Annotated in this window: 24 protein-coding genes; 12 read left to right on the forward strand and 12 right to left on the reverse strand. The window is 64.6% G+C overall.

Annotated elements, in window-relative coordinates; translation table 11 throughout:
• Nucleotides 1-29 precede the first annotated feature (29 nt).
• From XW59_RS20160 to XW59_RS20170, 3 genes are all read left to right on the forward strand, one after another.
• A complete protein-coding gene (locus tag XW59_RS20160; protein WP_047147447.1) occupies nt 30-437 on the forward strand; it encodes a gamma-glutamylcyclotransferase family protein in 408 nt (135 codons plus the stop codon).
• A 72-nt stretch (nt 438-509) separates the two neighbouring features.
• Nucleotides 510-1,331 carry a TIGR00282 family metallophosphoesterase gene (locus tag XW59_RS20165; RefSeq protein ID WP_047147448.1) on the forward strand — a complete coding sequence of 274 codons (822 nt, stop codon included), beginning with the start codon at nt 510-512 and terminating at the stop codon, nt 1,329-1,331.
• A 77-nt stretch (nt 1,332-1,408) separates the two neighbouring features.
• The gene (locus XW59_RS20170; RefSeq protein WP_047147449.1) at nt 1,409-2,176 is read left to right on the forward strand and encodes a TerC family protein; all 768 of its coding nucleotides are present in this window, start codon (nt 1,409-1,411) and stop codon (nt 2,174-2,176) included.
• A gap of 41 nt (nt 2,177-2,217) precedes the next feature.
• Here XW59_RS20170 and XW59_RS20175 read toward each other — a convergent pair whose 3' ends face one another.
• Nucleotides 2,218-2,565 carry a helix-turn-helix domain-containing protein gene (locus tag XW59_RS20175; RefSeq protein WP_047147450.1) on the reverse strand — a complete coding sequence of 116 codons (348 nt, stop codon included), beginning with the start codon at nt 2,563-2,565 and terminating at the stop codon, nt 2,218-2,220.
• Nucleotides 2,566-2,704: 139 nt separating this feature from the next.
• Here XW59_RS20175 and XW59_RS20180 point away from each other — a divergent pair, with 139 nt between their 5' ends.
• Entirely contained in the window at nt 2,705-3,409 is a 705-nt protein-coding gene (locus XW59_RS20180) for a glutathione S-transferase family protein (RefSeq protein WP_047147451.1), read from the forward strand.
• 44 nt (nt 3,410-3,453) lie between these two features.
• On the opposite strand, the gene XW59_RS20185 is transcribed toward XW59_RS20180, so the two are convergent.
• Nucleotides 3,454-4,251 carry an MBL fold metallo-hydrolase gene (locus XW59_RS20185; RefSeq protein ID WP_136068388.1) on the reverse strand — a complete coding sequence of 266 codons (798 nt, stop codon included), beginning with the start codon at nt 4,249-4,251 and terminating at the stop codon, nt 3,454-3,456.
• Between XW59_RS20185 and XW59_RS29530 the strand changes: the two genes are divergently transcribed.
• From XW59_RS29530 to XW59_RS20195, 3 genes are all read left to right on the forward strand, one after another.
• A complete protein-coding gene (locus XW59_RS29530; RefSeq protein WP_206077729.1) occupies nt 4,241-4,396 on the forward strand; it encodes a hypothetical protein in 156 nt (51 codons plus the stop codon). The genes XW59_RS20185 and XW59_RS29530 overlap by 11 nt on opposite strands.
• 61 nt (nt 4,397-4,457) lie before the next feature.
• Nucleotides 4,458-5,207, forward strand: coding sequence for a YebC/PmpR family DNA-binding transcriptional regulator (locus XW59_RS20190; RefSeq protein ID WP_047147452.1), 750 nt, complete (start codon nt 4,458-4,460; stop codon nt 5,205-5,207).
• Nucleotides 5,208-5,243: 36 nt separating this feature from the next.
• On the forward strand, nt 5,244-5,543 hold the full coding sequence (locus XW59_RS20195; protein WP_047147453.1) for a SelT/SelW/SelH family protein: 300 nt from the start codon (nt 5,244-5,246) through the stop codon (nt 5,541-5,543).
• A gap of 261 nt (nt 5,544-5,804) precedes the next feature.
• Here XW59_RS20195 and XW59_RS20200 read toward each other — a convergent pair whose 3' ends face one another.
• From XW59_RS20200 to XW59_RS20215, 4 genes are all read right to left on the reverse strand, one after another.
• Nucleotides 5,805-6,377, reverse strand: a complete 573-nt coding sequence (locus tag XW59_RS20200) for a CarD family transcriptional regulator (RefSeq protein ID WP_047147454.1) — start codon at nt 6,375-6,377, stop codon at nt 5,805-5,807.
• A gap of 381 nt (nt 6,378-6,758) precedes the next feature.
• Complete coding sequence (gene fdxA, locus XW59_RS20205) at nt 6,759-7,097, reverse strand: ferredoxin FdxA (protein WP_047147455.1); 339 nt, start codon at nt 7,095-7,097, stop codon at nt 6,759-6,761.
• A gap of 131 nt (nt 7,098-7,228) precedes the next feature.
• Nucleotides 7,229-7,633 carry an RNA-binding S4 domain-containing protein gene (locus XW59_RS20210; protein WP_047147456.1) on the reverse strand — a complete coding sequence of 135 codons (405 nt, stop codon included), beginning with the start codon at nt 7,631-7,633 and terminating at the stop codon, nt 7,229-7,231.
• A complete protein-coding gene (locus XW59_RS20215) occupies nt 7,634-10,780 on the reverse strand; it encodes a helicase-related protein (RefSeq protein WP_137327063.1) in 3,147 nt (1,048 codons plus the stop codon).
• A gap of 730 nt (nt 10,781-11,510) precedes the next feature.
• On the opposite strand from XW59_RS20215, the gene aqpZ reads away from it, so the two are divergent.
• Nucleotides 11,511-12,233 (forward strand): aquaporin Z, encoded by a 723-nt coding sequence (aqpZ, locus tag XW59_RS20220; protein ID WP_047147458.1) that lies wholly within the window; start codon nt 11,511-11,513, stop codon nt 12,231-12,233.
• Between the two features lie 69 nt (nt 12,234-12,302).
• Here the strand turns inward: aqpZ and phbB are convergent, their stop codons facing one another.
• Both phbB and XW59_RS20230 read right to left on the reverse strand, forming a co-directional pair.
• Entirely contained in the window at nt 12,303-13,025 is a 723-nt protein-coding gene (gene phbB / locus XW59_RS20225) for an acetoacetyl-CoA reductase (protein WP_047147545.1), read from the reverse strand.
• Between the two features lie 106 nt (nt 13,026-13,131).
• The gene (locus XW59_RS20230; RefSeq protein WP_047147459.1) at nt 13,132-14,319 is read right to left on the reverse strand and encodes an acetyl-CoA C-acetyltransferase; all 1,188 of its coding nucleotides are present in this window, start codon (nt 14,317-14,319) and stop codon (nt 13,132-13,134) included.
• Between the two features lie 275 nt (nt 14,320-14,594).
• Between XW59_RS20230 and phaR the strand changes: the two genes are divergently transcribed.
• The gene (phaR, locus tag XW59_RS20235) at nt 14,595-15,197 is read left to right on the forward strand and encodes a polyhydroxyalkanoate synthesis repressor PhaR (protein WP_047147460.1); all 603 of its coding nucleotides are present in this window, start codon (nt 14,595-14,597) and stop codon (nt 15,195-15,197) included.
• A gap of 79 nt (nt 15,198-15,276) precedes the next feature.
• Here phaR and rpmF read toward each other — a convergent pair whose 3' ends face one another.
• Nucleotides 15,277-15,459: a 50S ribosomal protein L32 gene (gene rpmF, locus XW59_RS20240; protein ID WP_047147461.1), complete on the reverse strand. Its 183-nt coding sequence runs from the start codon at nt 15,457-15,459 to the stop codon at nt 15,277-15,279.
• A gap of 154 nt (nt 15,460-15,613) precedes the next feature.
• The gene (locus XW59_RS20245; protein ID WP_047147546.1) at nt 15,614-16,324 is read right to left on the reverse strand and encodes a transglycosylase domain-containing protein; all 711 of its coding nucleotides are present in this window, start codon (nt 16,322-16,324) and stop codon (nt 15,614-15,616) included.
• A gap of 146 nt (nt 16,325-16,470) precedes the next feature.
• Here XW59_RS20245 and XW59_RS20250 point away from each other — a divergent pair, with 146 nt between their 5' ends.
• Both XW59_RS20250 and XW59_RS20255 read left to right on the forward strand, forming a co-directional pair.
• Nucleotides 16,471-17,388 (forward strand): polyprenyl synthetase family protein, encoded by a 918-nt coding sequence (locus tag XW59_RS20250; protein WP_047147462.1) that lies wholly within the window; start codon nt 16,471-16,473, stop codon nt 17,386-17,388.
• Nucleotides 17,389-17,479: 91 nt separating this feature from the next.
• Entirely contained in the window at nt 17,480-20,038 is a 2,559-nt protein-coding gene (locus XW59_RS20255) for a response regulator (protein ID WP_052958324.1), read from the forward strand.
• Between the two features lie 13 nt (nt 20,039-20,051).
• On the opposite strand, the gene XW59_RS20260 is transcribed toward XW59_RS20255, so the two are convergent.
• Both XW59_RS20260 and ispG read right to left on the reverse strand, forming a co-directional pair.
• Complete coding sequence (locus XW59_RS20260) at nt 20,052-20,903, reverse strand: lytic transglycosylase domain-containing protein (protein ID WP_047147464.1); 852 nt, start codon at nt 20,901-20,903, stop codon at nt 20,052-20,054.
• A gap of 3 nt (nt 20,904-20,906) precedes the next feature.
• On the reverse strand, nt 20,907-22,166 hold the full coding sequence (ispG, locus tag XW59_RS20265) for a flavodoxin-dependent (E)-4-hydroxy-3-methylbut-2-enyl-diphosphate synthase (RefSeq protein WP_047147465.1): 1,260 nt from the start codon (nt 22,164-22,166) through the stop codon (nt 20,907-20,909).
• A 157-nt stretch (nt 22,167-22,323) separates the two neighbouring features.
• Between ispG and XW59_RS20270 the strand changes: the two genes are divergently transcribed.
• On the forward strand, nt 22,324-23,106 hold the full coding sequence (locus XW59_RS20270) for a 3-hydroxybutyrate dehydrogenase (protein ID WP_047147466.1): 783 nt from the start codon (nt 22,324-22,326) through the stop codon (nt 23,104-23,106).
• The last annotated feature ends 21 nt before the right edge of the window (nt 23,107-23,127 follow it).

Below are 23,127 nucleotides of genomic sequence, written 5' to 3' on the forward strand. Positions count from 1 at the left end.
GGCCGGCGACGTCATGATCGGAGTAGCCGATGCACCTGGTCTTTGCCTTCGGAACGCTGAAGCGCGGCTTTGCGCTGCATGATCGCGGCCTTGGCGGCGCGCGATTTCTTGGCGCATGCCGCATCGTCAAGCGCATGCCGATGCTCGTCGCCGGCCCATGGTTCGCGCCGATGATGCTCGATCGGCCAGGCGAGGGCTTTCGCGTCAAAGGCGAACTCTACCAGGTCGACGATGCGCGGCTCCTCGTCCTCGATCGGCTGGAATCGGTCGGCGAGCCCGGCAATTTCCGCATCGTTCTCGACGTCGAACTGGTCGGCGCCGGCGAGCTTCGCCGGGCTTTCGCCTTCGTCAAGGCGCCCGAACTGGCCAAACCCGCCCATAGCGGCTATCTGGAGGACTATCAGGATCGCCGTTTCGTGCCGCCGGAGAGGCGCTAGCTGGCTCGCATCATTCCGCGTAGCTATCCACCTCATCATTCCGCCGGCCGGAGCCGCCGCAAGGATTGCCATATGAGACTTCTTTTTCTCGGGGACATGGTCGGGCGCTCGGGCCGCACGGCGGTGTGGGAGCGGCTCCCCTCGCTCATTTCCGACTTCAGGCTCGACTTCGTCATCGTCAATGGCGAGAACGCGGCCGGCGGCTTCGGCATCACCGAAGAGATTTTCCACCAGACGTTGAACGCCGGCGCCGATGTGGTGACCACGGGAAACCATGTCTGGGACCAGCGCGAGGCGCTGACCTTCGCGCCGCGCGAGGACCGCTTCCTCCGGCCCGCGAATTTCCCGAAGGGCACCCCCGGCCGCGGCTCCGGCGTCTACATGGCGAGGAACGGCGCGCGCGTCTTCGTCGCCAACATCATGGGACGCGTCTTCATGCATCCCGAGCTCGACGATCCGTTCCAGGCCGCCGAGCACGAGTTGGCCGCCTGCCCGCTCGGCGAGCAGGCGGACGCGGTGGTGATCGACTTCCACGCCGAGGCCACGTCGGAGAAGATGTGCTTCGCGCATTTCGTCGACGGGCGCGCCAGCCTGGTCGTCGGCACGCATACCCATCAGCCGACCGCCGATCATCAGATCCTAAACGGCGGCACGGCCTATCTCACCGATGCCGGCATGTGCGGCGACTATGATTCCTCGCTCGGCATGGACAAGGAAGAGCCGCTCAACCGCTTCCTCTCCAAGGTTCCCAAGGGCCGTTTCGAGGCGGCGGCGGGGCCGGCGACGATCTGCGGTGTGGCGGTGGAGATTTCCGACCGCACCGGCCTCGCCGAGAAGATCGCGCCTCTCAGGCTGGGCCCCAGGCTCGAGGAAACGGTGCCCGCATTCTGGTAAGCCGTTGACGGCAATCGGGCTTCGCCCTACCTCTTGCAGACTTTTCTTTGTTTTTTCACAGAAAGTCCGCAAAGCCGATGATCGAATTCTTCGCGCAGCATCTCGATTGGCTCCACGACCCGACCGCCTGGGTCGCGCTCGTCACGCTCGTCGTTCTCGAGATTGTTCTCGGTATCGACAATCTGATCTTCATCTCGATCCTGACCAACAAGCTGCCCGAAGAGCATCGGGTCAGCGCGCGCAGGATCGGCATCGGCGCCGCGCTCGTCATGCGGCTGCTGCTGCTGGCGACGGTGGCCTATATCGTGCAGCTCACCCAGCCGCTTTTCGAGGCTTTCGGGCATCCATTCTCCTGGCGTGACCTGATTCTGATCGGCGGCGGCCTCTTCCTCGTCTGGAAGGCGACCAAGGAAATTCACCATTCGGTCGATCCCGAAGACGGCAAGGACAACATCGTCGGCGAAACGCTGCAGGTGTCATTTGCCGGCGCGATCTTCCAGATCCTGCTGCTCGACCTGGTCTTCTCGATCGATTCGATCATCACCGCGGTCGGCATGACCGACGAGATCGCCATCATGTACATCGCGGTGATCGCCGCCGTGACGGTGATGCTGATCGCGGTCAACCCGCTGTCGCGCTTCATCGAGAAGAACCCCACCATCGTCATGCTGGCGCTGGGCTTCCTGCTGATGATCGGCATGACGCTGATCGCCGACGGCATGGGCTTCCACGTGCCCAAGGGCTACATCTATGCCGCCATGGGCTTCTCGGCGCTGGTCGAGGGGTTGAACATGCTGGCGCGCCGCAAGCGCAAGCTGGACAAGGAAGGCGGCGGCGCGCACTGACGCGCCGCATGCCTCCGGCTCAGGCCGTCTGAGCCAGCGGCCTATTTTTTCGCGCCGGCGCGAAGCGCCTCCAGCTTGCCGCCATGCTCCTCGCCCCATTTGGCGAGCGAGACCAGTGCGTCGTCGAGCGACGCACCGAGTTCCGTCGCGGAATATTCGACCCGCGGCGGCACCTCGTGGAACACCTTGCGGTGCACGATCCCGTCGGCCTCCATCTCGCGCAGTTGCTGGATCAGCACCTTCTCGCTGATCTCGGGCACCAGCCGTCGCAACTCCCCGAAGCGACGCGGCTCGTTGCGCACCAGCCAGAGGATATAGGCCTTCCATTTGCCGCCGATCACCTGGAAGGCGGGGCCCAGCCCGCAAAATTCCGGCTGCTGTTTTGCCATGGTTTTCCTCAATACTTACCATAAAGTCAGTACCTTACCATATTGTAGGTACTTGCCGATCGTCAAGTATTGCATAGGTTTGCCGCAGTTCCGCACCGATCCCGCATCGGCGGCGGGCTCGACAAGAAAGGAAACTGCAATGGAACCTGTGCTCTTCTACGGCATCCCGCATGGCTGCTCGTTCGGCTCGATCGTCGCGCTCGAATGGCTCGGCAAACCATATCGTCTCGTCCGCATCGACATGCTGGCGAAGGAAAAGGACGCCCGCTATATCGAGGTGAGCCCGCTCGGCCAGACGCCGGCGCTCGTTCTCGAGGATGGGCGTCCGCTAACCGAGAGCCTCGCGATACTGCTCAACATCGCCGGGCGCGATCTCGGCAGCGGGCTGGGCTTTGCCCAGGGCACGCCCGAACTCGACCGGCTGAACAGCATGCTTTCCTATCTCCACACGACCTTCCATTCGGCCTTCGCGCCGGCATGGACGGCCTACAAGCTGGCGGAGGACGATCCCGACCGGGAAATGCTGCGCGCGCTGGCAAGGGATCAGGCGGCGAAGTGCTATGCCCGTCTCCAGGACATGCTGGAGGGCAGGGGCTGGCTCGCCGGCGATAGGAAGACCGTGGCCGACGCCTATTTCATCGGCATCGCGCGCTGGGGCGAGGATCTCGGCCTGTTCGATCTCGCCAGCGAATATCCTGGCCTCCACGAGCACATCCGCAAGCTCGAGGCGGATCCCGGCGTCGTCTTCGCCCATGCCATCGAGGACGGCAGGCCCGCGACTTCCAGCGGCGGCTTCCTCGGCCATGTCACGCCCGAGGAACTGGAGGTCCGCGCGGCCGCCTGAGGCTGCGCCGTCGATCTCCCCGCGGCGCGAGCCGCGGGGAGGCCTCACACACCTTCCAGCACCAGGATGGTCGGCCGTTTCGGCAAGCTGCGCAGCGAGACCTTGAACGAGCGCTCCTCGGAAAACCTGACGTCGAAGGTTTCGCCCATCGCGGCGGTGAACTCGCCCATCGGCGTCGCGTGGCGATGCATGGGCAGGATGATCGACGAGAAGAGCCGCTTGGCGATCTCGCTCATCGCATCGACCGAAAGCGTCATGCCGCCGTCGATCGGCACCATGACGACGTCGAGCCGGCCGATCGCGCCGTAATGCGCATCCTCGAGATGGTGATGCAGATGCCCGAGATGGCCGATGCACAGCCCCGCCACCTCGAAGATGAAGATCGAATTGCCGTCCCGCTCCATCTCGCCCCAGCGTCGGATGTCGGTCGGCACGTTGCGGATATAGACATCGTCGATCACGACCGCATGCTTCGCCGGCCCGCCATCCGGATTCCAGCCGCGCAGGACGTGCTCGATGCCTGGATCGGGCATTTCCGTGTAGTGCGTCCGGTGCGCCTTGTTCATGGTTACGACCCGCGGCAGCGGATCGCCTCCGTAAACGCCGCTGAAATCGGTGGCGATGCGCACGCCGGCCGGCGTCTCGACGATATAGGTGGAATGGCCGGCATAGGTGATCGTCACCTCGCCCTCCTCCGCCTGGGCGAGCGAGAAATTCGCGTAGGTGACGTTGGGGAGCGATTGCGCCACGGCGAGGCACTGGCTCGGTGCCTCCTCCTGCGCTGAGGCAGGCGTGGCGAGGCTGAGAAGGAGGATGACGGCGAGCAGGCGGATGGAGATCATTTGCGGCTCCGGTGTCGGCTGCGTTAAGGGCCTGGAAGGCGATGACAGCCTAAGCCGGACCACAACCGTGGCCATTCATTTCACCGCCTTGCCGGGTCACGATTTCGCGAGCGGCGGCGCCTTTTTCGATCATCTGGACGTTTGACGGCAATTTATCTATAACGCCGCCATTCACGATCATCTTCGGAAATCCAGACAGGGGTCCCATGGCCGGCCATTCACAATTCAAGAACATCATGCATCGCAAGGGCCGCCAGGACGCGGTCCGGTCGAAGATGTTTTCGAAGCTTGCGCGCGAGATAACCGTCGCCGCCAAGGCCGGCCTGCCCGACCCCGACATGAACCCGCGCCTGCGTCTGGCGATCCAGAACGCCAAGGCGCAGTCGATGCCCAAGGACAACATCCAGCGCGCCATCAACAAGGCCGCCGGCGGCGATGCGGAGAATTACGAGGAAGTGCGCTACGAAGGCTACGGGCCGGGCGGCGTCGCCGTCATCGTGGAGGCGCTGACCGACAACCGCAACCGCACCGCCTCCAATGTACGCGCCGCCTTCACCAAGGCCGGCGGCGCTCTCGGCGAGACCGGCTCGGTCGCCTTCATGTTCGACCGTGTCGGCGAGATCGTCTACAAGCCCGAGGCCGGCGATGCCGACAAGGTGATGGAAGCCGCGATCGAGGCCGGCGCGGACGACGTGCAGTCGGACGAGGACGGCCATGTCATCCTCTGCGCCTTCGAGAGCATCGGCGACGTGACTTCAGCACTGGAAGCCGCGCTGGGCGAGGCGGAATCGGTCAAGACGATCTGGAAACCGCAGACGACGACGCCCGTCGACGAGGACCGCGCGCAATCGATCCTCAAGCTCGTCGCCACCCTCGACGACGATGACGACGTGCAGAACGTCTACGCCAATTTCGAGGTCGACGACGAGACCATGGCGAAGCTGAGCGCGGCCTGAAGCCCGCGACTTCGGCTCGCACGATCAGGACGACCCATGAGCACGTCGCGCCCCGTCATCCGCATCGTTTACTGCACGCAATGCCAGTGGCTGTTGCGGGCGGCATGGATGGCGCAGGAACTGCTCTCGACCTTCGGGTCCGATATCGGCGAGGTCGCGCTGGTTCCGGGCACGGGCGGCATATTCGAGATACACTGTGACGGAGAACTCATCTGGGAGCGCAAGCGCGACGGCGGCTTCCCGGAAGCCAAGGTGCTGAAGCAGCGCGTTCGCGACATCGTCTGGCCGGAGCGCGATCTCGGCCATTCCGACCGGAATAAAGGCGACGAGAGGTAGACCTGGGTTTCAGGTGCGTCGTGCGTCCTTCGAGGCTCGCTGCGCTCGCACCTCAGGATGAGGGAGGCCGGCGCAACGAACCTCCCAAAGTAAAGGCGCTCGAATTTGAGTTCGCTGTACTCGCGACGGCCCGACGCACGACGCCCCTCATCCTGAGGTGCGAGCGCAGCGAGCCTCGAAGGACGCACCCACCATAAAACCCAAAAAAGAAAAGGCCCCGGTCTCCCGGAGCCTTTTTCATTCGCGAAACCGGAAGCTGGCTTATGCCGCCTCTTCCTGCTCGGTCTCCTCGTTGTCGGCCTTGGTGCCGCGGCGGGGACCCTTGTTGAGGTTGGCCTCGATGAGGCGAACCGCCTCCGTGTCCGACATGCGGTTGACGGCGGCAATCTCGCGCGCCATGCGGTCGAGCGCAGCCTCGTAGAGCTGGCGCTCGGAATAGGACTGCTCGGGCTGGTTCTCGGCGCGATAGAGATCGCGCACGACCTCGGAGATCGAGATCAGGTCGCCGGAATTGATCTTCGCATCATATTCCTGCGCGCGGCGCGACCACATGGTGCGCTTCACCCGGGCACGGCCCTGGACGACCTTGAGCGCGCGGTCGACATAGTCGGTCTCCGACAGCTTGCGCATGCCGATCGACGTCGCCTTGGCGACCGGCACCTTCAGCCGCATCTTGTCTTTCTGGAAATCGATAACGAACAGTTCCAGCTTGTGTCCCGCGACTTCCTGCTCTTCGATCGTTACGATCTGCCCCACGCCGTGAGCCGGATATACGATGTATTCGCCGGTCTTGAATCCCTGACGGGTCGCGGATTTCTTCTGCTGGGTTGCCATACGCCCTGTACTCCTTCTTTCGACACCGTTTCTCGGCGATCGTTGTCATGTACATTGGCCGAAAAGCCGGCCGGCCAGTGGAACCGGAGACGCGACATGAGGCAGCGGCCGGAGAAGCGCTTGAGAGCCCTGCACGACACGAAGATGTCGCCTGGCCCAGCTCGCCTGGTCCGGATCGCTTGCCTGCCTTTCAATGATTAGAGCGCTTGCGCCATAAATCGACGTTCGTCACCGGCATGTTGACGTATATCTATCATAAAAAGCTGAAAGAATCAAGAATTTGCCGCATGCGCGAAAAGACGGCCGCCGCAACGCCCGTTTCCTCCGACACCATCGCCGATGGACATCCAGACCTGACGCAACGTCAGGTCGCGCCTCGCTTCAGTCGCCTTCGCCGGGTTCGGCCGAGAAATACTTCTCGAACTTCTCCTCGATTCCGTCGAACTCCTTGGCGTCCGCCGGAGGCTCCTTCTTCGCGGTGATGTTGGGCCATTTCGAGGCGTATTCGGTGTTGATCTGCAGCCATTTGTCGAGGCCGGGCTCGGTGTCGGGCTTGATCGCCTCGGCGGGGCATTCCGGCTCGCAGACACCGCAGTCGATGCACTCGTCAGGGTGGATGACGAGCATGTTTTCGCCTTCGTAGAAGCAATCGACCGGACAGACCTCGATGCAGTCCATATATTTGCATTTGATGCAATTGTCGGTCACGACGTAGGTCATGGGAAGGCTCCAGCCTTTCGGCACTCTCGATATCCGGCGGTGAGGTAACGCCTTTGCCCCCGTGTTGCAAGGGTGACCATTGCGCACATTGCGGACGTGGCGGAACGGTTTTCCCCGTATTGGATCAGGGCCTATTCGCCATTGCCACCGTCATCGCCGCCACGCCAGGCGTCGAGATCGCGCCGTTCTCTCTTTGTGGGCCGGCCGCTGCCGGCTTTGCGTACGGGCGCGAGCGCATCCGGCAGCGCCTGGCCGGACGGTGCCGGCGGCGGCGTCAGATCCTCGTAAAGCGTGCGCGCCTCCTCCGCCGGACCGCGACGCGCGCCGCAGTCGACGACGCGATAGACGATCACCCGGCGCTCGAGCGTTATCGTCAGCACGTCGCCGGGCTTCACCGTCTGCGATGGGTGGTCGGTCTTGTCGCGGTTGATGCGGACGCGGCCGGCCTGCACGAACTTGGCTGCCAGCGAGCGTGATTTCACCACGCGCGCGAAGAACAGCCATTTGTCGATGCGTTGCCTGCCCTCGCCCGCCATCTACTTCTTGAGCTGGTCGCGCAGCGCGGCAAGCTTGGCGAAGGGCGAATCCGGATCGATCCGCGCCGGCTTTTCCTGGCGCGGCTTCTCGCGGAAGGGCGGCTTGCCCTTGTTGCGGTCCTCGCCCCGGCCGCCTCGCCCGTCCTCGCGCTTGCCCGTTCCGCCTCCGAACTTGCGTTCGAAACGCTCGCGTCCCCCGCGTGCCTTTTCGCCGGCGCCGGCACCTTCCTTGCGCTGGCCGCCATGGCCGCCGCGACGCTGGTGACGCGGACGACCGTCGCTGCGCGCCGGCTTCCAGATCAGGATCGGCTTCGGCTCCTCTTCCGCTTCCGCGGCCTCGGGCACGGCGACCGGCTCGGCGCCGGTTTCGAGCGGCGCATCGACGGCTTCCGCCTCGGCACTTTCGATTGTCGTGGAAACGTCTTCCGGAACCTCTCCGGCCGCCGCCTCGCCGCTCGCGGCCGCTTCGACCTCCGTCGCAGCGGAATCTGCCGTCACCGCGTCGCTTTCGGCCTGGCCGCTTTCAGTTGCCTGGTCGTCGGAAGCGGCCGGCTCGGCCTCGCCCGGAGCCTCGCCTTCGGCGACCGCCTGCTCGGAAGTTTCGGGCTGTGCCTCGGCGTCCGCTTTCGCCGCCAGCGCGGCTTTAGCCGCGGCGTCCAACGCCTCGATCCGCGCCTGGACCTCGCCGGCCTGCTTGGGTTCAGCGCGGTAGCCGAGGCCCTTCAGGATTTCTTCCATGTCCTCGGCGGTTGCACCCAGAATGGACATCATCGCCGGCGTGACGAGGAACGAATTGCCGTCATAGGCGCCCTCGGGCCGGAGACCGGTTCCTTCCTTCCAGGCGAGCGCCGGCCGGATGAGATCGGCGAGACGCTCCAGTATATCGACGCGCACGGCGCGGCGGCCGAGATTGCGATAGCCGGCGAGCCGATAGAAGGTGGGCTCGAATGCGTTGTCCGTCACCAGCGAGGTGCGGCCGGTCGCCAGCGCATTGACCACGTCGCCGAAGCCGGTCTTTTCCTTGCCGTCGTTCTTCAGTGCCCAGAGCAGCGTGACGAGTCCGGCCGGACCCGGCTTCAGAAGCGTCGGCACGAAGACATGGAAGGCGCCGAAGCGGACGCCGAGCCGACGCAACGCGCCGCGCGCCTCCTGGTCGAGCGAGCGGACGTCCTCGGCGACGTCACGGCGGTTGAGCAGGCCGAAATTCTCGACGAGCTGGAACGCCAGCCCCTTGGCGATGCCGGAGAGCTGCTCGGCGGATGAGAGGTCGAAAAGCGGCTTCAGCAGCGTCTCGATCTGATAATTGACGAAGCGTTCCGCCCGCGCGGCGACCTTGTCGCGCGCCGCACCCGTAAGCTGCTCGTCCGCCAGCAGGATGACGCGCGGCTTCAGCGGATCCTCGCCGGCGGCCAGCGTCGCCACCGGCGAGCCGATCCAGCGCAGGAGCCCGTCGGAAGCCAGCGCGAAATCGCCGTTGGCGGCGATCGCGAAGCGTTCCGCCCGCGTTTCGAATTCCTGGGCAAGCGCCTTCTGCGCGGCGGCCCTCACCGCCTTGGCGTCTTCCCCGCCAGCGGACTGATCCGCGGTGAAGCGGAACCCTTGCAACTCGCCGACGTGATGTCCTTCAACGAGCACTTCGCCGGACGGGTTTATTTCAGCTTCAAGCATCGTATTTTCTCTCAGGCGCTTCATGAGCACGGAAGTCCTGCGGTCTACGAAGCGTTTCGTCAATCTTTCATGCAGCGCATCCGACAATCTGTCCTCAATCTCGCGCGTTTTTTCCTGCCAGTGTGCCGGATCGGCCAGCCAGCCGGGCCGGTGCGACACGAAAGTCCAGGTGCGTATCTGCGCGATTCGATGGGAGAGCGTGTCGATGTCGCCTTCAGTGGCGTCGGCGCGGCGGACCTGCTCGGCGAGATAATCCTCGTCGACATGGCCCTTGCGGGCGAGGTCGAGATAGATCGAACCGATGATGTCGGCATGCTGGGCGGGCGCGATGCGACGGTAGTCCGGCAGGGCGCACGCGTCCCACAATAGCGAGACGTGCTGCCGGCTGGTGGCGAGCCCGCGGACATCCGCATCCTGGGAAAGATGTTCGAACGCACGTGCATCGACCGACGGCAACGCCCGCGTCAGCCCCTCGACGGGCGGGATCGTGTCGAGCGACCGCTTCAGCGCTTCCAGGCTTGAAAAATCGAAATCGGCGCTGCGCCACTGGACGACCTTCACCGGTTCGAAGTCGTGCGCCTCTATGCGCTCCACCAGCTCGTCCGACAGCGGATCGACCCGCCCGGTGACGCCGAAGGTTCCGTCGCGCACGTGCCGGCCGGCGCGGCCGGCGATCTGGCCGAGCTCGGCCGCGGTGAGATCGCGATATTGGAAGCCGTCGAACTTGCGGTTCTGCGCGAAGGCGACATGATCGACATCGAGATTGAGCCCCATGCCGATCGCGTCGGTCGCGACGAGATAGTCGACGTCACCCGACTGGTAGAGTTCGACCTGGGCGTTGCGCGTGCGCGGGCTGAGCGCACCGAGCACGACGGCGGCGCCGCCGCGCTGGCGTCGGATGAGCTCGGCGATGCCGTAGACCTCCTCCGCCGAGAAGGCGACGATCGCCGATCGATGCGGCAGGCGGGTGAGCTTCTTCGAGCCGGCATAGGCCAGATGCGACATGCGCGGCCGGGTGACGACGGAGATCCCGCGCAGAAGCTTCTCCAGGATCCCGCGCATCGTCGCCGCGCCCAGAAGCAGCGTTTCCTGCCGACCGCGCAGGTGCAGGATGCGGTCCGTGAAGATGTGGCCCCGCTCCAGATCGGCGGCGAGCTGCACCTCGTCGATCGCGACGAAGGCGGCGTCGGTCTCGCGCGGCATCGCCTCGACGGTGCAGACCGAATAGCGCGCCCCCGGCGGGATGATCTTCTCCTCGCCGGTGATGAGGGCGACCTTGTCCACTCCCACCTTGTTGACGACGCGCCCATAGACCTCGCGTGCGAGCAGGCGCAACGGCAGGCCGATGACGCCGCTTTCGTGGGCGACCATCCTTTCGATCGCCAAATGCGTCTTGCCCGTGTTCGTCGGGCCGAGCACGGCGGTCACGTCCCTGCCGGTGAGAACCAGCGGCGCGTTTTGTCTCGTCAGCATATTCATAGCGGAAGGATCGCCCCTCTTGGCGCGGCTTATAGTATTTGCGGCGGCCGGACGAAAGATGCCGGCCTTTGACGAAAGATAGGAATTCGCTGGGCCAGCACCAGATGAAAATTTCTCCAATCAGGCCCGATCCGATTAATCGATGGAACGAGTCTGGAACGAATCGGCGACGAATCGCTGACTCCTGAATGTTCCTGATTTGTATCCCACGACATGTAGCGCTTGAGCCTCCTCGTTTCACCAGATGCTGAATCGACGATTCTCCCTTTCAGCGGAAAGGAGCCTCGGCGTTAATCTTTGCGCTGAAACGACGGCAGAAGGGAGAATTCAGACACGCCGCAGGGGCAACACGAAGATATCATTAGGAAAATCTTTACCTTCCGACGCCTGCGCACGCCAGGAACGTTAACGAACCGGCCAAACCCGGAACGAAGCGGCGACGAATCACCGACCGCGCGGAATTCTCCGTTTGTTCACTACGAGATCTTGTGCTCCGCACAGCTTGTCCACAATAATTCCACAGCTTTTAAACACACCTCCGCCTCCCCGGCGCAGCGCGCATTAACGATTCCGTTTCAGAGTGAAACAAGGAAAAGCGCGGACTTTTTCTTATCCGGCGCAAGTCGAACATGTTTCCGACCTCACGTAACGATTGAATTCGAGCATCCGTCGTGTCTTGATCCCGGTATCCGTCCCAGTAGACGGTGTTTTTCTTGCGAGGGGGTTCCTCATGTCAAAACGTCTCGTTGCGGAGTTTCTCGGTACATTCTGGTTGGTGTTCGGCGGCTGCGGTGCGGCCGTCATCGCGGCGGCCTTTCCCGACGTCGGCATCGGATTGCTCGGCGTCGCCTTCGCCTTCGGCCTGACGGTCTTGACCATGGCCTATGCGGTCGGCGGCATCTCCGGCGGCCATTTCAATCCGGCGGTTTCGATCGGTCTCGCGGCGGCGGGGCGTTTTCCGGCAAAGGACCTTCTGCCCTATATCGCGGCCCAGCTCGTGGGCGCGGTGATCGCTTCCACCGCGCTCTATGTGATCGCCAGCGGCAAGGCGGATTTCTCGCTCGCGGGAGGTTTCGCGGCCAACGGCTATGGCGAGCATTCCCCGGGCGGCTACTCGTTGACCTCGGCGCTCGTCATCGAGGTGTTGCTGACCTTCATGTTCCTGATGATCATTCTCGGCGCGACGACCAGCCGCGTGCCGGCGGGGTTCGCCCCGATCGCCATCGGCCTGGCGCTCACATTGATCCATCTGATCTCGATCCCGGTGACCAACACCTCGGTCAACCCTGCCCGCTCGACCGGCCCGGCGCTGTTCGCCGGCGGCTGGGCGCTGCAGCAGCTCTGGCTGTTCTGGGTGGCCCCTATCGTCGGCGCCGTCGCCGCCGGCCTGTTCCACGCCTCGATATTCGAGGACCGGGCCCCTGTAGGCGACAAGGCCGTACCGGCGGAGTAAGCGGGATCGAAGTCAGGGCCGGGGCGCCAGCAGGCCGCCCCGGTCTCCGAGCGAAGCCGAAGGCGTGGTCTACACGAAGAACTGCCCGCCATTGGCGGTGAGCGTCGAGCCGGTGATGAAGCCGGCCTCCTCGGAAGCGAGGAAGACCGCGCAGCGCGCGATCTCCGTCGCCTCGCCCAGGCGCCCGACGGGGATTTGCGCGATGATCGCCTCGCGCACCTTTTCCGGAACCGCCATCACCATCTCGGTCGCGATGTATCCCGGGCAGATCGCGTTGACGGTGATGCCGGCCCGCGCGCCTTCCTGCGCCAGGGCCTTGGTGAAGCCGAGATCGCCGGCCTTGGCCGCGGAATAGTTCGCCTGGCCGGCCTGGCCCTTCTGGCCGTTGATCGACGAGATCGTGATGACGCGGCCGAACCGCCGCTCGCGCATGCCCGGCCACAGCGGATGCGTCATGTTGAAGACGCCGTTGAGGTTGGTATCGACGACCTCGCGCCATTGCTCCAGCGTCATCTTGTGGAACATGGCGTCACGCGTGATGCCGGCATTGTTGACGAGCACGCCGACGGGCCCGAGTTCCGCCTCGACCCTTGCGATCCCTTCAATGCACGCATCGTAATCGGCGACCGACCATCTATAGGCCGGAATGCCGGTCTCGGCGCTGAACTTCGCCGCCGCTTCGTCATTGCCGGCATAATTGGCGGCCACCATATAGCCCGCATCGCGCAGCGCGACCGATATCGCCGCGCCGATGCCCCGCGTCCCGCCGGTGACGATTGCCGTTCTGGTCATCCGCATAACCTCCCATTGGTCAAGGCGAATAGGATTGCGATAGCGGTGAGGATCTTGTGTCCCCTGGCTTTCGCGTCCCCGTCTCCCTATTCGCTGCTATTGTTCGCTATTCACTTCGCTCGACGCACATCGCCACGCCCATGCCGCCGCCGATGCACAGCGTGGCGAGGCCCTTGCGGGCGCCGCGGCGGCGCATCTCGTAAACGAGCGTGTTGAAGATGCGGGTGCCGGAAGCGCCGATCGGATGGCCGATGGCGATCGCGCCGCCATTGACGTTCACGATTTCCGGGTTCCAGCCCATGTCCTTGTTCACGGCGCAGGCCTGCGCCGCGAAGGCCTCGTTCGCCTCGACGAGATCGAGGTCCTCGGGCCTCCAACCGGCTTTTTCCAGCGCCTTGCGGGAAGCCGGAATCGGTCCGGTGCCCATGATCTGCGGATCGACGCCGGCGGTCGCCCAGGAGACGATGCGCGCGAGCGGCGTGATGCCGCGGCGTGTCGCCTCCGCCTCGCTCATCAGCACCACCGCGCCGGCGCCATCGTTGATGCCGGAAGCGTTGCCGGCGGTGACCGTTCCCTCCTTGTCGAAGGCGGGCTTCAGCTTCTGCATCGCCTCCAGCGAGGCACCATGGCGGATATATTCGTCGTCCTCGACGACCACGTCGCCCTTGCGGGTCTTGATGGTGACCGGAACGATCTCGTCCTTGAACCTGCCCGCCTTCTGCGCCGCTTCCGCCTTGTTCTGCGAGGCGACGGCGAAGGCGTCCTGCTCCTCGCGGGTCAACTGCCACTGGCGGGCGACGTTCTCGGCGGTGTTGCCCATGTGATAGCCGTTGAAGGCGTCCCAGAGACCATCGCGGATCATCGTATCGATCATCGCGTAGTCGCCCATCTTCACGCCGGCGCGCAGATGCGCGCAATGCGGCGAAAGCGACATCGATTCCTGCCCGCCGGCAACGATGATCGTGGCGTCGCCGCTGGCGATCTGCTGCATGCCGACGGCGATCGTGCGCAGGCCGGAGCCACATACCTGGTTGAGGACCCAGGCCGTCGTTTCCTTGGGAAGACCGGCCTTGATCGCTGCCTGGCGCGCCGGGTTCTGGCCCTGGCCGGCGGTCAGCACCTGGCCGAGGATCACCTCGTCGACCTCCTTGCCGTCCACGCCGGCGCGCCGCAGCGCTTCCGTGATCGCGATGGCGCCCAATTCATGCGCCGGCACGCTGGCGAAGGAGCCGTTGAACGAGCCGACCGGCGTGCGCGCCGCGCTTGCGACGACGATGGCGTTGGAAGCTGACATGACCGAATTCCTCGAACTCTTGGTGAACGTCTTCGAAGATGTTCTTGCCGGTTCCCGGGTTCAAGTCAAACCTCAAAAAATCCATCTCCGGCCAAGCCGTCCTGAGCACGTTCTTTCCGTGCCCGGTGGAAAATTGAGGCGAAACCATGTTCTCGCAGTGCACAAACCGCTTTCATTTGCCGGGCTTTTGCGCATATCCTGCCCGACAGGCCTTCATCCGGCCTTTGACGGTACCGTTCGAAAGCCGCGCTACAGCAATTCCAGGGAGGTCATGGATGCCCGCAAAGAACGATCCGGTGGTCATCAAGAAATACGCCAACCGCCGCCTCTACAACACGGGCACCAGCACCTATGTGACGTTGGAAGACCTGGCCGAAATGGTGAAGAAGGGAGAGGACTTCACCGTGCAGGACGCCAAGACCGGCGAGGACATCACCCATCCCGTCCTGACGCAGATCATCTTCGAATTGGAGAACAAGGACGGGCAGAACATGCTGCCGGTCTCCTTCCTGCGCCAGCTCATCGCGTTTTACGGCGACCAGATGCAGATGGTCGTGCCGAGCTTCCTCGAACAGTCGATGATCGCGTTCGCGAAGGAGCAGGAACGCTTCCGCGAGCAGATGAAGGAAGCGATGGGCAAGTCGCCCATGGAGATGATGAAGATCACGACGCCGATGAAGGCGATCGAGGAGCAGGCACGCCGCAACATCGAGCTCTTCCAGAACGCAATGCGGATGTTCACGCCGTTCCCGCCGCCCGGCGCGCAGCCGACGGCGGAGGAAGACGAGCAGCCCGCCGAGAAGAGCGACGACCTTCAGGACCTGAAGGAGCAGATCGCCGCGATGCAGCGCAAGCTGGACGCAATGGGCAAGGGCTGAACGGCCCGACGATCGGCAACAAAAAAGACCGGCGCGGGCCGGTCTTTCGATATTCAAGCTTGGGAAGCGTCGGGAAAGCTCAGCCTTCCTTCGGCTCCAGAACCTGGCGGCCGCGATACATACCGGTCTTCAGGTCGATATGGTGCGGACGGCGCAGTTCGCCGGAATTCTTGTCCTCGACATAGGTCGGGGCCTTCAGCGCGTCGGCCGAACGGCGCATGCCGCGCTTCGACGGCGAGGTCTTTCGTTTAGGTACAGCCATGGATCCTGCTCCGCTGATCGGTCAAATGGCCGCTGCCGCCCTCGTGAAAGGGCCCCGCAATTCGGCCGGACTCTATGAAAGTTGCGTGCCTATACACGGATAGGCCGGATTTGACCAGCCCGGCCGCGAAAAATTTCGCCATGGCGACCACGCGTCACCTGAGGCAGCCGACATAACCGCCTGCCCGCTGCGCCCGGCGCTCGATCGTCGCCGCGATGCGGCCGAGATTGCGTGTCGGATTGGCGGGATCGCGCAGATGGGGATTGGGCAGCGTCACCGCCAGGAGTGCCGCCTGCCGGGAGGTGAGATCGCGCGCCGACCTGCCGAAATGATACCGCGCGGCCGCCTCGACACCGTAGATGCCCGGGCCCCATTCGGCGATGTTCATGTAGATTTCCATGATCCGCTTCTTCGGCACGAAGAGGTCGAAATAGACCGCCAGAGGAAGCTCCAGCATCTTCCGTATCACCGAGCGGCCCGGCCAGAGATAGAGGTTCTTCACCGTCTGCATGGTGATCGTCGACGCCCCCCGCGTCGCCTCGCCGGAAAGCGCGTCCTCGATCACCAGATTGAGTTCTGCCCAGTCGATGCCCTTGTGGGAGCAGAACTGGCCGTCCTCCGACATCATCACCGAGTGAATGACACGCGGCCCCATGTCGCCGATCGAAACCCATTGCCGGTCATAGCCGCGCAGGGCGACGACATCCCTGACCATCAGGGTCGAGATCGGGTGAACCATCGGCGGCAGGTAGACGAAGGTGAGAACGAGCGGCGCGACGGCGAGCGCCAGGAGGACGAGGAAGCCCCTCCGCGCCCATACCAGCAAGGAGCTGCGCCCCCTCGCTCGACTTCGCTTCCCCTTCATCCGCGGTTCGATCTCGATGGATGGCTCCTGCACCCGCACTCCTCGAAGTTGTCCTTTCGAGATACAGAGCGCGAGCGCCCAGCGCAACGCCGTCGGGCATCTTTCATGGGCTTGACCAAAACCGAAATTGCCTCCATTGCGCGCCTATGGACAATGCGGCATCCCTCGAATTCGAATCCACGCTCGTCTCGCGCGCCGAGGAAACGGAAGCCCTGCTGGCGCGTCTGCTGGACGGGACTCCTCGCTCGGGCGAGACCGCCAGACCCGCGCGGCTGCTCGCCGCGATCCGGCACGGTGTGCTCAACGGCGGCAAGCGGCTGCGGCCGTTCCTGGTCATGGAGAGCGCCGCGCTGTTCGGCGCCGACGGAGAGGCGGCCTCACGCGTCGCCGCCGCGCTCGAATGCGTGCATTGCTATTCGCTGATCCACGACGATCTGCCGGCGATGGACGACGACGATCTGCGCCGCGGCCAGCCGACCGTGCATCGTGCCTTCGACGAGGCGAGTGCCATCCTGGCGGGCGACGCGCTTCTGACCTACGCCTTCGACATCATCGCGGACGGAGCGACCGAACTGGCGCCGCTCGCACGCGCCGAACTCGTTCTCGGCCTCGCCCGCGCGGCGGGCATGGGCGGCATGGTCGGCGGCCAGGCGCTCGACCTGGAGGCGGAGCGGCAAAAGCCCGACGAGGCCGGCATCGTCACCCTGCAGGCGATGAAGACGGGCGCGCTCATCCGCTTCGCCTGCGAGGCCGGCGCGATCATCGGCGGCGCAAGCCCCGAGGAACGCGAGAGGCTTTCCGAGTTCGGCTCGGCGATCGGCCTCGCCTTCCAGCTCGCCGACGACCTGCTCGACATGACGTCGAGCGCGGAGGCGCTCGGCAAGGCCACCGGCAAGGACGCCGCAGCCGGCAAGGCGACGCTGGTCTCGCTCCACGGCGTCGACTGGACGAGGTCGCAATTGTCGGGCCTCGTCGCCCAGGCAAGCGAGCTTCTCGAGCCCTTCGGGGACAAGGCGACGCTCTTGAGGCAGGCCGCCCGCTTCGTCGCCGAACGCTCTTCCTGACCTGCCTCCGATTTCCTGCCGCGATTAACAGCACTTTAATCGGATTGCCCAATTCTCGTGCGGTCATGCTGCACGAGGGGTGGCGGGGGCCATGTCATTTGCTGTAACGCGCGCTTACATGCGCGGACGCCTGATCTTCATCATGGCAGGCTTCCTGCTCGCCGTCGGCGCAGGCGCCGCCTTCATCCATTGGCAGGCCGAGAACGCCAAGACCTCGGTGAAATTCGGCGCCGTCATCGGCCTGATGAGCGAAGCGACGAGCGACGTGCTCTATCATGCCCTGTTGCTCCACCAGGCGCGGCTGCGCGCCGATCTCGCCGAAGCCCAATCCTGGCGAGCCCAGGCGGAGGTCGAAAGCGGCAGGTTTGCCCTGCCCCAAGGGCCGGTCGTGGCGCCGCCCGCCTTCGACGCGGATGCCGCCACGGAGAATGCCAGAACACAGCTTCATCACGCGATCGATCGCCTCGATCGGGCCTACCGCGCCTTTGGCCGTGCCGCCGATGGCGACGTGCAGATGCTCGAAAGCCAGCGCATTACCGCAAGCGAAGCGACGGCCGACATGCTCGCCGGGGCGAGCGGGGAGGAAGCCGCCATCATCCGGGGCATAAACGGTCTTGCCGTGCCGCCAGCGCTCAAGACGCTGTGGGAAGGCGCGGACGGCACCTTCGCGATCAAGCGCGACCTGCGCGAGGTGATGACGCTCGCCAATCGGCTCGACGTCTTTCGCGATTATTCCGGCCGCGCCGCGCAAGGCGTCTTCAGCCAGTTGCAGCTTCTTGCCAACGAGCGGGTGCGGCCCAATCTCAACGCCGTGCTCGCCGATCTCCAGGGCGACATGATCGAAAGCTATGGCTGGCTGCAGAGGGTTCTGCTCGCGGTCGCGCTGTCGATCGTGGTCGTCGGCGTCCTCATCGGCTCGCTGGTGTTCCTGCCGATGATGCGCAACATCACCAGGGCGCATGGCGACCTTCAGCAAGCGCACGATTCCATCGAGGCCGCGCGCGTCAAGGCGGAGGCGGCCGATCGCGCGAAATCCGAATTCCTCGCCAATATGAGCCACGAGATCCGCACGCCCATGAACGGCGTGCTCGGCATGGCGGAACTGCTGGTCAGGACCGATCTCGACAGCCGCCAGCGCACCTTTGCCGACGTCATCCTGAAATCCGGCAACGCGCTGCTCACGATCATCAACGACATATTGGACTTCTCGAAGATCGATGCCGGGCAGTTGAGCCTCGACCCCGCACCCTTCCACCTCGCGGAAGCCATCGAGGACGTGGCGACGCTGGTTTCGATCCGCGTCGCGGAAAAAGACCTGGAACTCATCGTCCGGGTCGATCCCGGCCTGCCCGCCTGCGTGGTCGGCGATGTCGGGCGCATCCGCCAGATCGTCACGAACCTCGTCGGCAACGGCGTGAAGTTCACCGAGAAGGGCCATGTGCTCGTCGACGTTGGCGGGCATGTCGTTCGCGGCGTCGCGCATGTCACCATACAGGTGGAGGATACCGGCATCGGCATCCCCGGGCACATGCAGGAAAGGATCTTCGAGAAATTCTCGCAGGTCGACGCCACCTCGACGCGCCGCCACGAAGGCACCGGGCTCGGCCTCGCCATCGCCTCGCGCCTCATCGAGCTGATGGACGGCGAGATCGGTGTGAGAAGCGAGGTCGGGCGCGGCTCGACCTTCTGGTTCACCGTCCCGCTGCCGATCCACGAGGATGCGGAGCCGGCGCGGCCGGTGCCGGTCGACGTCTCGGGGGCGCGCGTCCTCGTCATCGACGACAACAAGGTCAATCGCGACATCCTGCTCGAGCAGCTCAGAAGCTGGGGCTTCGACTGCGCGGCGGCCGAGGACGGCCAAATGGGCCTCGCCTTCCTCGATCGCGCCGGCGAACTCGGCATCCATGTCGACTGCATCATCCTCGACTACCAGATGCCGGACATGAACGGCGCCGAGGTCGCGCGCCGGGTGGCCGCGAACCCCGCCACCTGGGACGTTCCGATCCTGCTGCTCACATCCGTCGATCAGGCCGTTACGGGCATCTTGACGATGGAATCCGGCATCTCGGCCCACCTGAACAAGCCGGCGCGCTCGTCGGCGTTGCTGGAGACGCTGGTCTCGATCATGCAAAGGGCGAAGTCCTCGCCGGCACCCGATCGGCCGAAAACTTCCGCACCGCCCGCGCCGGCGGTCGCCCTGCGGCCGGCCACCCCGCGTCAGGTGCCGTCCTTGGCGAAGCTTTCACATGTTCCCGCGCTCGACGTTCTCGTCGCCGAGGACAACGAGGTCAACCAGCTCGTCTTCAGCCAGATACTCGACGGCCTCGGGCTGAGCTACCGCATCGCCTCGAACGGACGTACCGCCGTCGAGATGCACCGCACGTTCAGTCCGCGTTTGATCCTGATGGACGTTTCCATGCCGGAGATGAACGGTCTGAAAGCGACCGGCGCGATCCGCATGGCGGAAGCCGCAACCAGCCTGCATACGCCGATCATCGGCATCACCGCCCACGCGCTGAAGGGCGATCGCGAGAAATGCATCGAGGCAGGGATGGACGATTACCTTTCGAAGCCGATTTCGCCCGACCGGCTCAGCGCCAAGATCAGCTCGTGGCTGAGCGAGACGGCGGTGCTGACGAGGACGGCCTAGCGCCGGCCGACAGCTACCGGTTGCGCATCACCACGCAGGCGCCGCCGGCGCCGCGCAGCTTCTGGCAGATCACGTCGGCGGCCGCCCGACTGTCCGCGCCGATCCTGACCGCATAGATCCCTTGCCGGCCGATCGGCGAACGCACGCGGCTGACCACCGGATCGTATCCCCTGAGAAGCGACGGAAACCTGGCTCGCTCCCGCTGCCATTGCCGGATCGCGGCATCGCGCCGGACATTGCCGGCCACCTGCACGCCCCAGGGCTTGATATTGATGCGCGCCATCGGAGTGGTCGCCGCCCTGACGATCGGCAGCCGTCGGCAAGCCTCGGCGAAATCCTTTTCCTTGTCGAGCGGATGGACGGTCCCCGCATAGGATGCATTGGTGAAGTTTTCCGCCGGCTCGCCCATGATGTCGAGCACGTAGTTCTCGGTCTCCAGCGGCAGGAAGCCGCCGGAGGAAAGCCACCGTGACACGCGGCTCTCGCCGGCATTGTAGGCGGCCGCCGCGAGCCCGAGATTGCCGAAGCCCGTCTTCAGCTCGCCGAGATACCTGGCCGAGGCCTCGATCGCCTGTTCGATGTCGAACGGATCGGCAAGACCGCGTATCTTGGCCGTTCCCGGCATGAACTGGGCTATGCCTTCCGCCCCGACCGGGCTGACGGCATTGGCATCGAAACGGCTTTCCTTCCAGATGAGGCGGGCGAAGAAATCGCGCGGCACGCCGAAGCGTCCGGCATGGGTGTCGATGAGATCGCAGATGCGCTCGACCGTCGCCGTTTTCGACTTGCCGGGCGGGTCGGCCAGGGTGTCCCCGCTCCAGGCGATCGTGCAAAAGAGCAGGGCTGCTTTTGCGAGGCCGCGCATGCGCTATTCCGCTGCCTGCCTACCGCTGCCGTAGCGCCGCTCGATATATTCAGCGACCATTTTCTGAAAATCCTCCGCTATCGCCGGACCGCGCAACGTCGCGGCCTTCCTGCCGTCGATGAAGACCGGCGCAGCCGGCGTCTCGCCCGTGCCCGGCAGCGAGATGCCGATATCGGCATGCTTGGACTCGCCCGGCCCGTTGACGATGCAGCCCATGACCGCGACCTTCAACTCCTCCACGCCCGGATATTTCTCGCGCCAGACCGGCATGTTGCGGCGGAGGTCGCCCTCGATGGTCTGCGCCAACTCCTGGAACACCGTCGAAGTGGTCCGCCCGCAGCCCGGGCAGGCCGCGACCACCGGAAGGAACTGGCGGAAGCCCATGGTCTGGAGCAATTCCTGCGCCACCTGCACCTCGCGCGTGCGGTCGCCGCCCGGCTCCGGCGTCAGCGAGATGCGGATCGTGTCGCCGATGCCCTGCTGCAGCAGGATGCCCATGGCAGCGGACGAGGCGACGACGCCCTTGGTGCCCATTCCGGCCTCGGTCAGGCCGAGATGCAGCGCATGGTCGCAGCGTCGCGCGAGCTCGACATAGACGGCGATGAGATCCTGGACCTGGCTGACCTTGGCCGACAGGATGATCTTGTCGCGCGGCAGGCCGATGTCTTCCGCCATCTCCGCCGACAGCAACGCCGACTGCACGATCGCCTCGCGCGTGACCTGCTGTGCCGTCAGCGGCGAGCCGTTTGCCTGGTTCTCGTCCATCAGGCGGGTGAGCAGTTCCTGGTCGAGCGAACCCCAATTGACGCCGATGCGCACCGGCTTGTCGTGCCGGATCGCCATTTCGACGATATCGGCGAACTGCCGATCCTTCTTTTCCTTGAAACCGACATTGCCGGGATTGATGCGGTATTTGGCGAGTGCTTCGGCGCAAGCCGGATGATCGGCCAGCAGCTTGTGCCCGATATAGTGGAAGTCGCCGACCAGCGGCACGTCGATGCCGAGACGCACGAGGCGATCGCGTATCCTGGGCACCGCGGCCGCGCTTTCGTCGCGGTCGACCGTGATGCGCACGATCTCGGAGCCGGCGCGGTGAAGTGCCGCGACCTGCGCCACGGTCTGGTCGACATCGGCCGTGTCGGTATTGGTCATCGACTGGACGACCACCGGCGCGTCGCCGCCGACCAGGACATTGCCGACAAGGACGCCTACGGACCTTCTGCGCTCCAGCGGACGGTCGAGGAATTGCTGCGTGGTGTTCAAGGGACGATCCCGTACTATGCCTGTTCGTTATGTAGTGCCTGGAGGGGTTCTAGCACAATCCGGTATTTCGGGCATGACAATGGCACGAAACGCCGTTGCCTTGGAATTTATGCTGCACCGCAATATATTTCACGAACCAGGACGGGAAGGAAACGCCATGCTCACGGGAAAAACCGCAATCGTCACCGGGTCCACCTCAGGCATCGGGCTTGCCACCGCAAACGCGCTGGCGGCCAGGGGTTGCAACGTCGTCATCAACTCCTTCTCCGATGGCAAGGAGGATCACGCCATCGCCGCCGACATCGCCGCGAAACACGGGGTCGAAAGCGTCTACGTCAAGGCCGATATGTCGAAGCCCGAGGAGTGCCGCGCTTTGATCGAGAAGGCAGCGGCACGGTTCGGCGGCGTGGATATCCTCGTCAACAATGCCGGCATCCAGTATGTCGCGCCGGTCGACGAGTTCCCGATCGACAAGTGGAACGCCATCATCGCCATCAATCTCTCCTCGGCCTTCCATGTCTCCGCCGCCGCCATCCCGATGATGCGCGATGCCGGCTGGGGACGCATCGTCAACATCGCCTCCGCGCACGGCCTGCGCGCCTCGCCCAACAAATCCGCCTATGTCGCGGCCAAGCACGGCGTGGTCGGCCTGACCAAGACCATCGCGCTCGAGCTTGCCGGCAAGGGCGTCACCTGCAATGCGGTTTGCCCCGGTTTCGTGCTCACTCCGCTGGTTGAGACCCAGATCGAGGACCGCATGAGGGAAACCGGTTTCGACCGGGACAGGACGATCCGCGAGGTGATCCTGCAGAAGCAGCCGTCCCGGGAATTCGCCACCATCGACCAGATCGGCGCCTCGGTGGCCTTCCTGTGTTCCGAGGACGCCGCGCAGATCACCGGCACCACCCTCTCCGTCGACGGAGGCTGGACGGCGCAATGAGCTTGACCTTTCGGGAGGCAA

The sequence above is a fragment of the Aquamicrobium sp. LC103 genome, from assembly GCF_001014615.2.
Classification (GTDB): Bacteria; Pseudomonadota; Alphaproteobacteria; order Rhizobiales; family Rhizobiaceae; genus LBCQ02.

Coding starts and splice junctions, on each gene's coding strand:
- XW59_RS20160 (WP_047147447.1), top strand. CDS start 30: ATGCACCTGGTCTTTGCCTTCGGAACGCTGAAGCGCGGCTTTGCGCTG.
- XW59_RS20165 (WP_047147448.1), top strand. CDS start 510: ATGAGACTTCTTTTTCTCGGGGACATGGTCGGGCGCTCGGGCCGCACG.
- XW59_RS20170 (WP_047147449.1), top strand. CDS start 1,409: ATGATCGAATTCTTCGCGCAGCATCTCGATTGGCTCCACGACCCGACC.
- XW59_RS20175 (WP_047147450.1), bottom strand. CDS start 2,565: ATGGCAAAACAGCAGCCGGAATTTTGCGGGCTGGGCCCCGCCTTCCAG.
- XW59_RS20180 (WP_047147451.1), top strand. CDS start 2,705: ATGGAACCTGTGCTCTTCTACGGCATCCCGCATGGCTGCTCGTTCGGC.
- XW59_RS29530 (WP_206077729.1), top strand. CDS start 4,241: ATGGAGATCATTTGCGGCTCCGGTGTCGGCTGCGTTAAGGGCCTGGAA.
- XW59_RS20185 (WP_136068388.1), bottom strand. CDS start 4,251: ATGATCTCCATCCGCCTGCTCGCCGTCATCCTCCTTCTCAGCCTCGCC.
- XW59_RS20190 (WP_047147452.1), top strand. CDS start 4,458: ATGGCCGGCCATTCACAATTCAAGAACATCATGCATCGCAAGGGCCGC.
- XW59_RS20195 (WP_047147453.1), top strand. CDS start 5,244: ATGAGCACGTCGCGCCCCGTCATCCGCATCGTTTACTGCACGCAATGC.
- XW59_RS20200 (WP_047147454.1), bottom strand. CDS start 6,377: ATGGCAACCCAGCAGAAGAAATCCGCGACCCGTCAGGGATTCAAGACC.
- fdxA (WP_047147455.1), bottom strand. CDS start 7,097: ATGACCTACGTCGTGACCGACAATTGCATCAAATGCAAATATATGGAC.
- XW59_RS20210 (WP_047147456.1), bottom strand. CDS start 7,633: ATGGCGGGCGAGGGCAGGCAACGCATCGACAAATGGCTGTTCTTCGCG.
- XW59_RS20215 (WP_137327063.1), bottom strand. CDS start 10,780: ATGAATATGCTGACGAGACAAAACGCGCCGCTGGTTCTCACCGGCAGG.
- aqpZ (WP_047147458.1), top strand. CDS start 11,511: ATGTCAAAACGTCTCGTTGCGGAGTTTCTCGGTACATTCTGGTTGGTG.
- phbB (WP_047147545.1), bottom strand. CDS start 13,025: ATGACCAGAACGGCAATCGTCACCGGCGGGACGCGGGGCATCGGCGCG.
- XW59_RS20230 (WP_047147459.1), bottom strand. CDS start 14,319: ATGTCAGCTTCCAACGCCATCGTCGTCGCAAGCGCGGCGCGCACGCCG.
- phaR (WP_047147460.1), top strand. CDS start 14,595: ATGCCCGCAAAGAACGATCCGGTGGTCATCAAGAAATACGCCAACCGC.
- rpmF (WP_047147461.1), bottom strand. CDS start 15,459: ATGGCTGTACCTAAACGAAAGACCTCGCCGTCGAAGCGCGGCATGCGC.
- XW59_RS20245 (WP_047147546.1), bottom strand. CDS start 16,324: ATGAAGGGGAAGCGAAGTCGAGCGAGGGGGCGCAGCTCCTTGCTGGTA.
- XW59_RS20250 (WP_047147462.1), top strand. CDS start 16,471: ATGGACAATGCGGCATCCCTCGAATTCGAATCCACGCTCGTCTCGCGC.
- XW59_RS20255 (WP_052958324.1), top strand. CDS start 17,480: ATGTCATTTGCTGTAACGCGCGCTTACATGCGCGGACGCCTGATCTTC.
- XW59_RS20260 (WP_047147464.1), bottom strand. CDS start 20,903: ATGCGCGGCCTCGCAAAAGCAGCCCTGCTCTTTTGCACGATCGCCTGG.
- XW59_RS20270 (WP_047147466.1), top strand. CDS start 22,324: ATGCTCACGGGAAAAACCGCAATCGTCACCGGGTCCACCTCAGGCATC.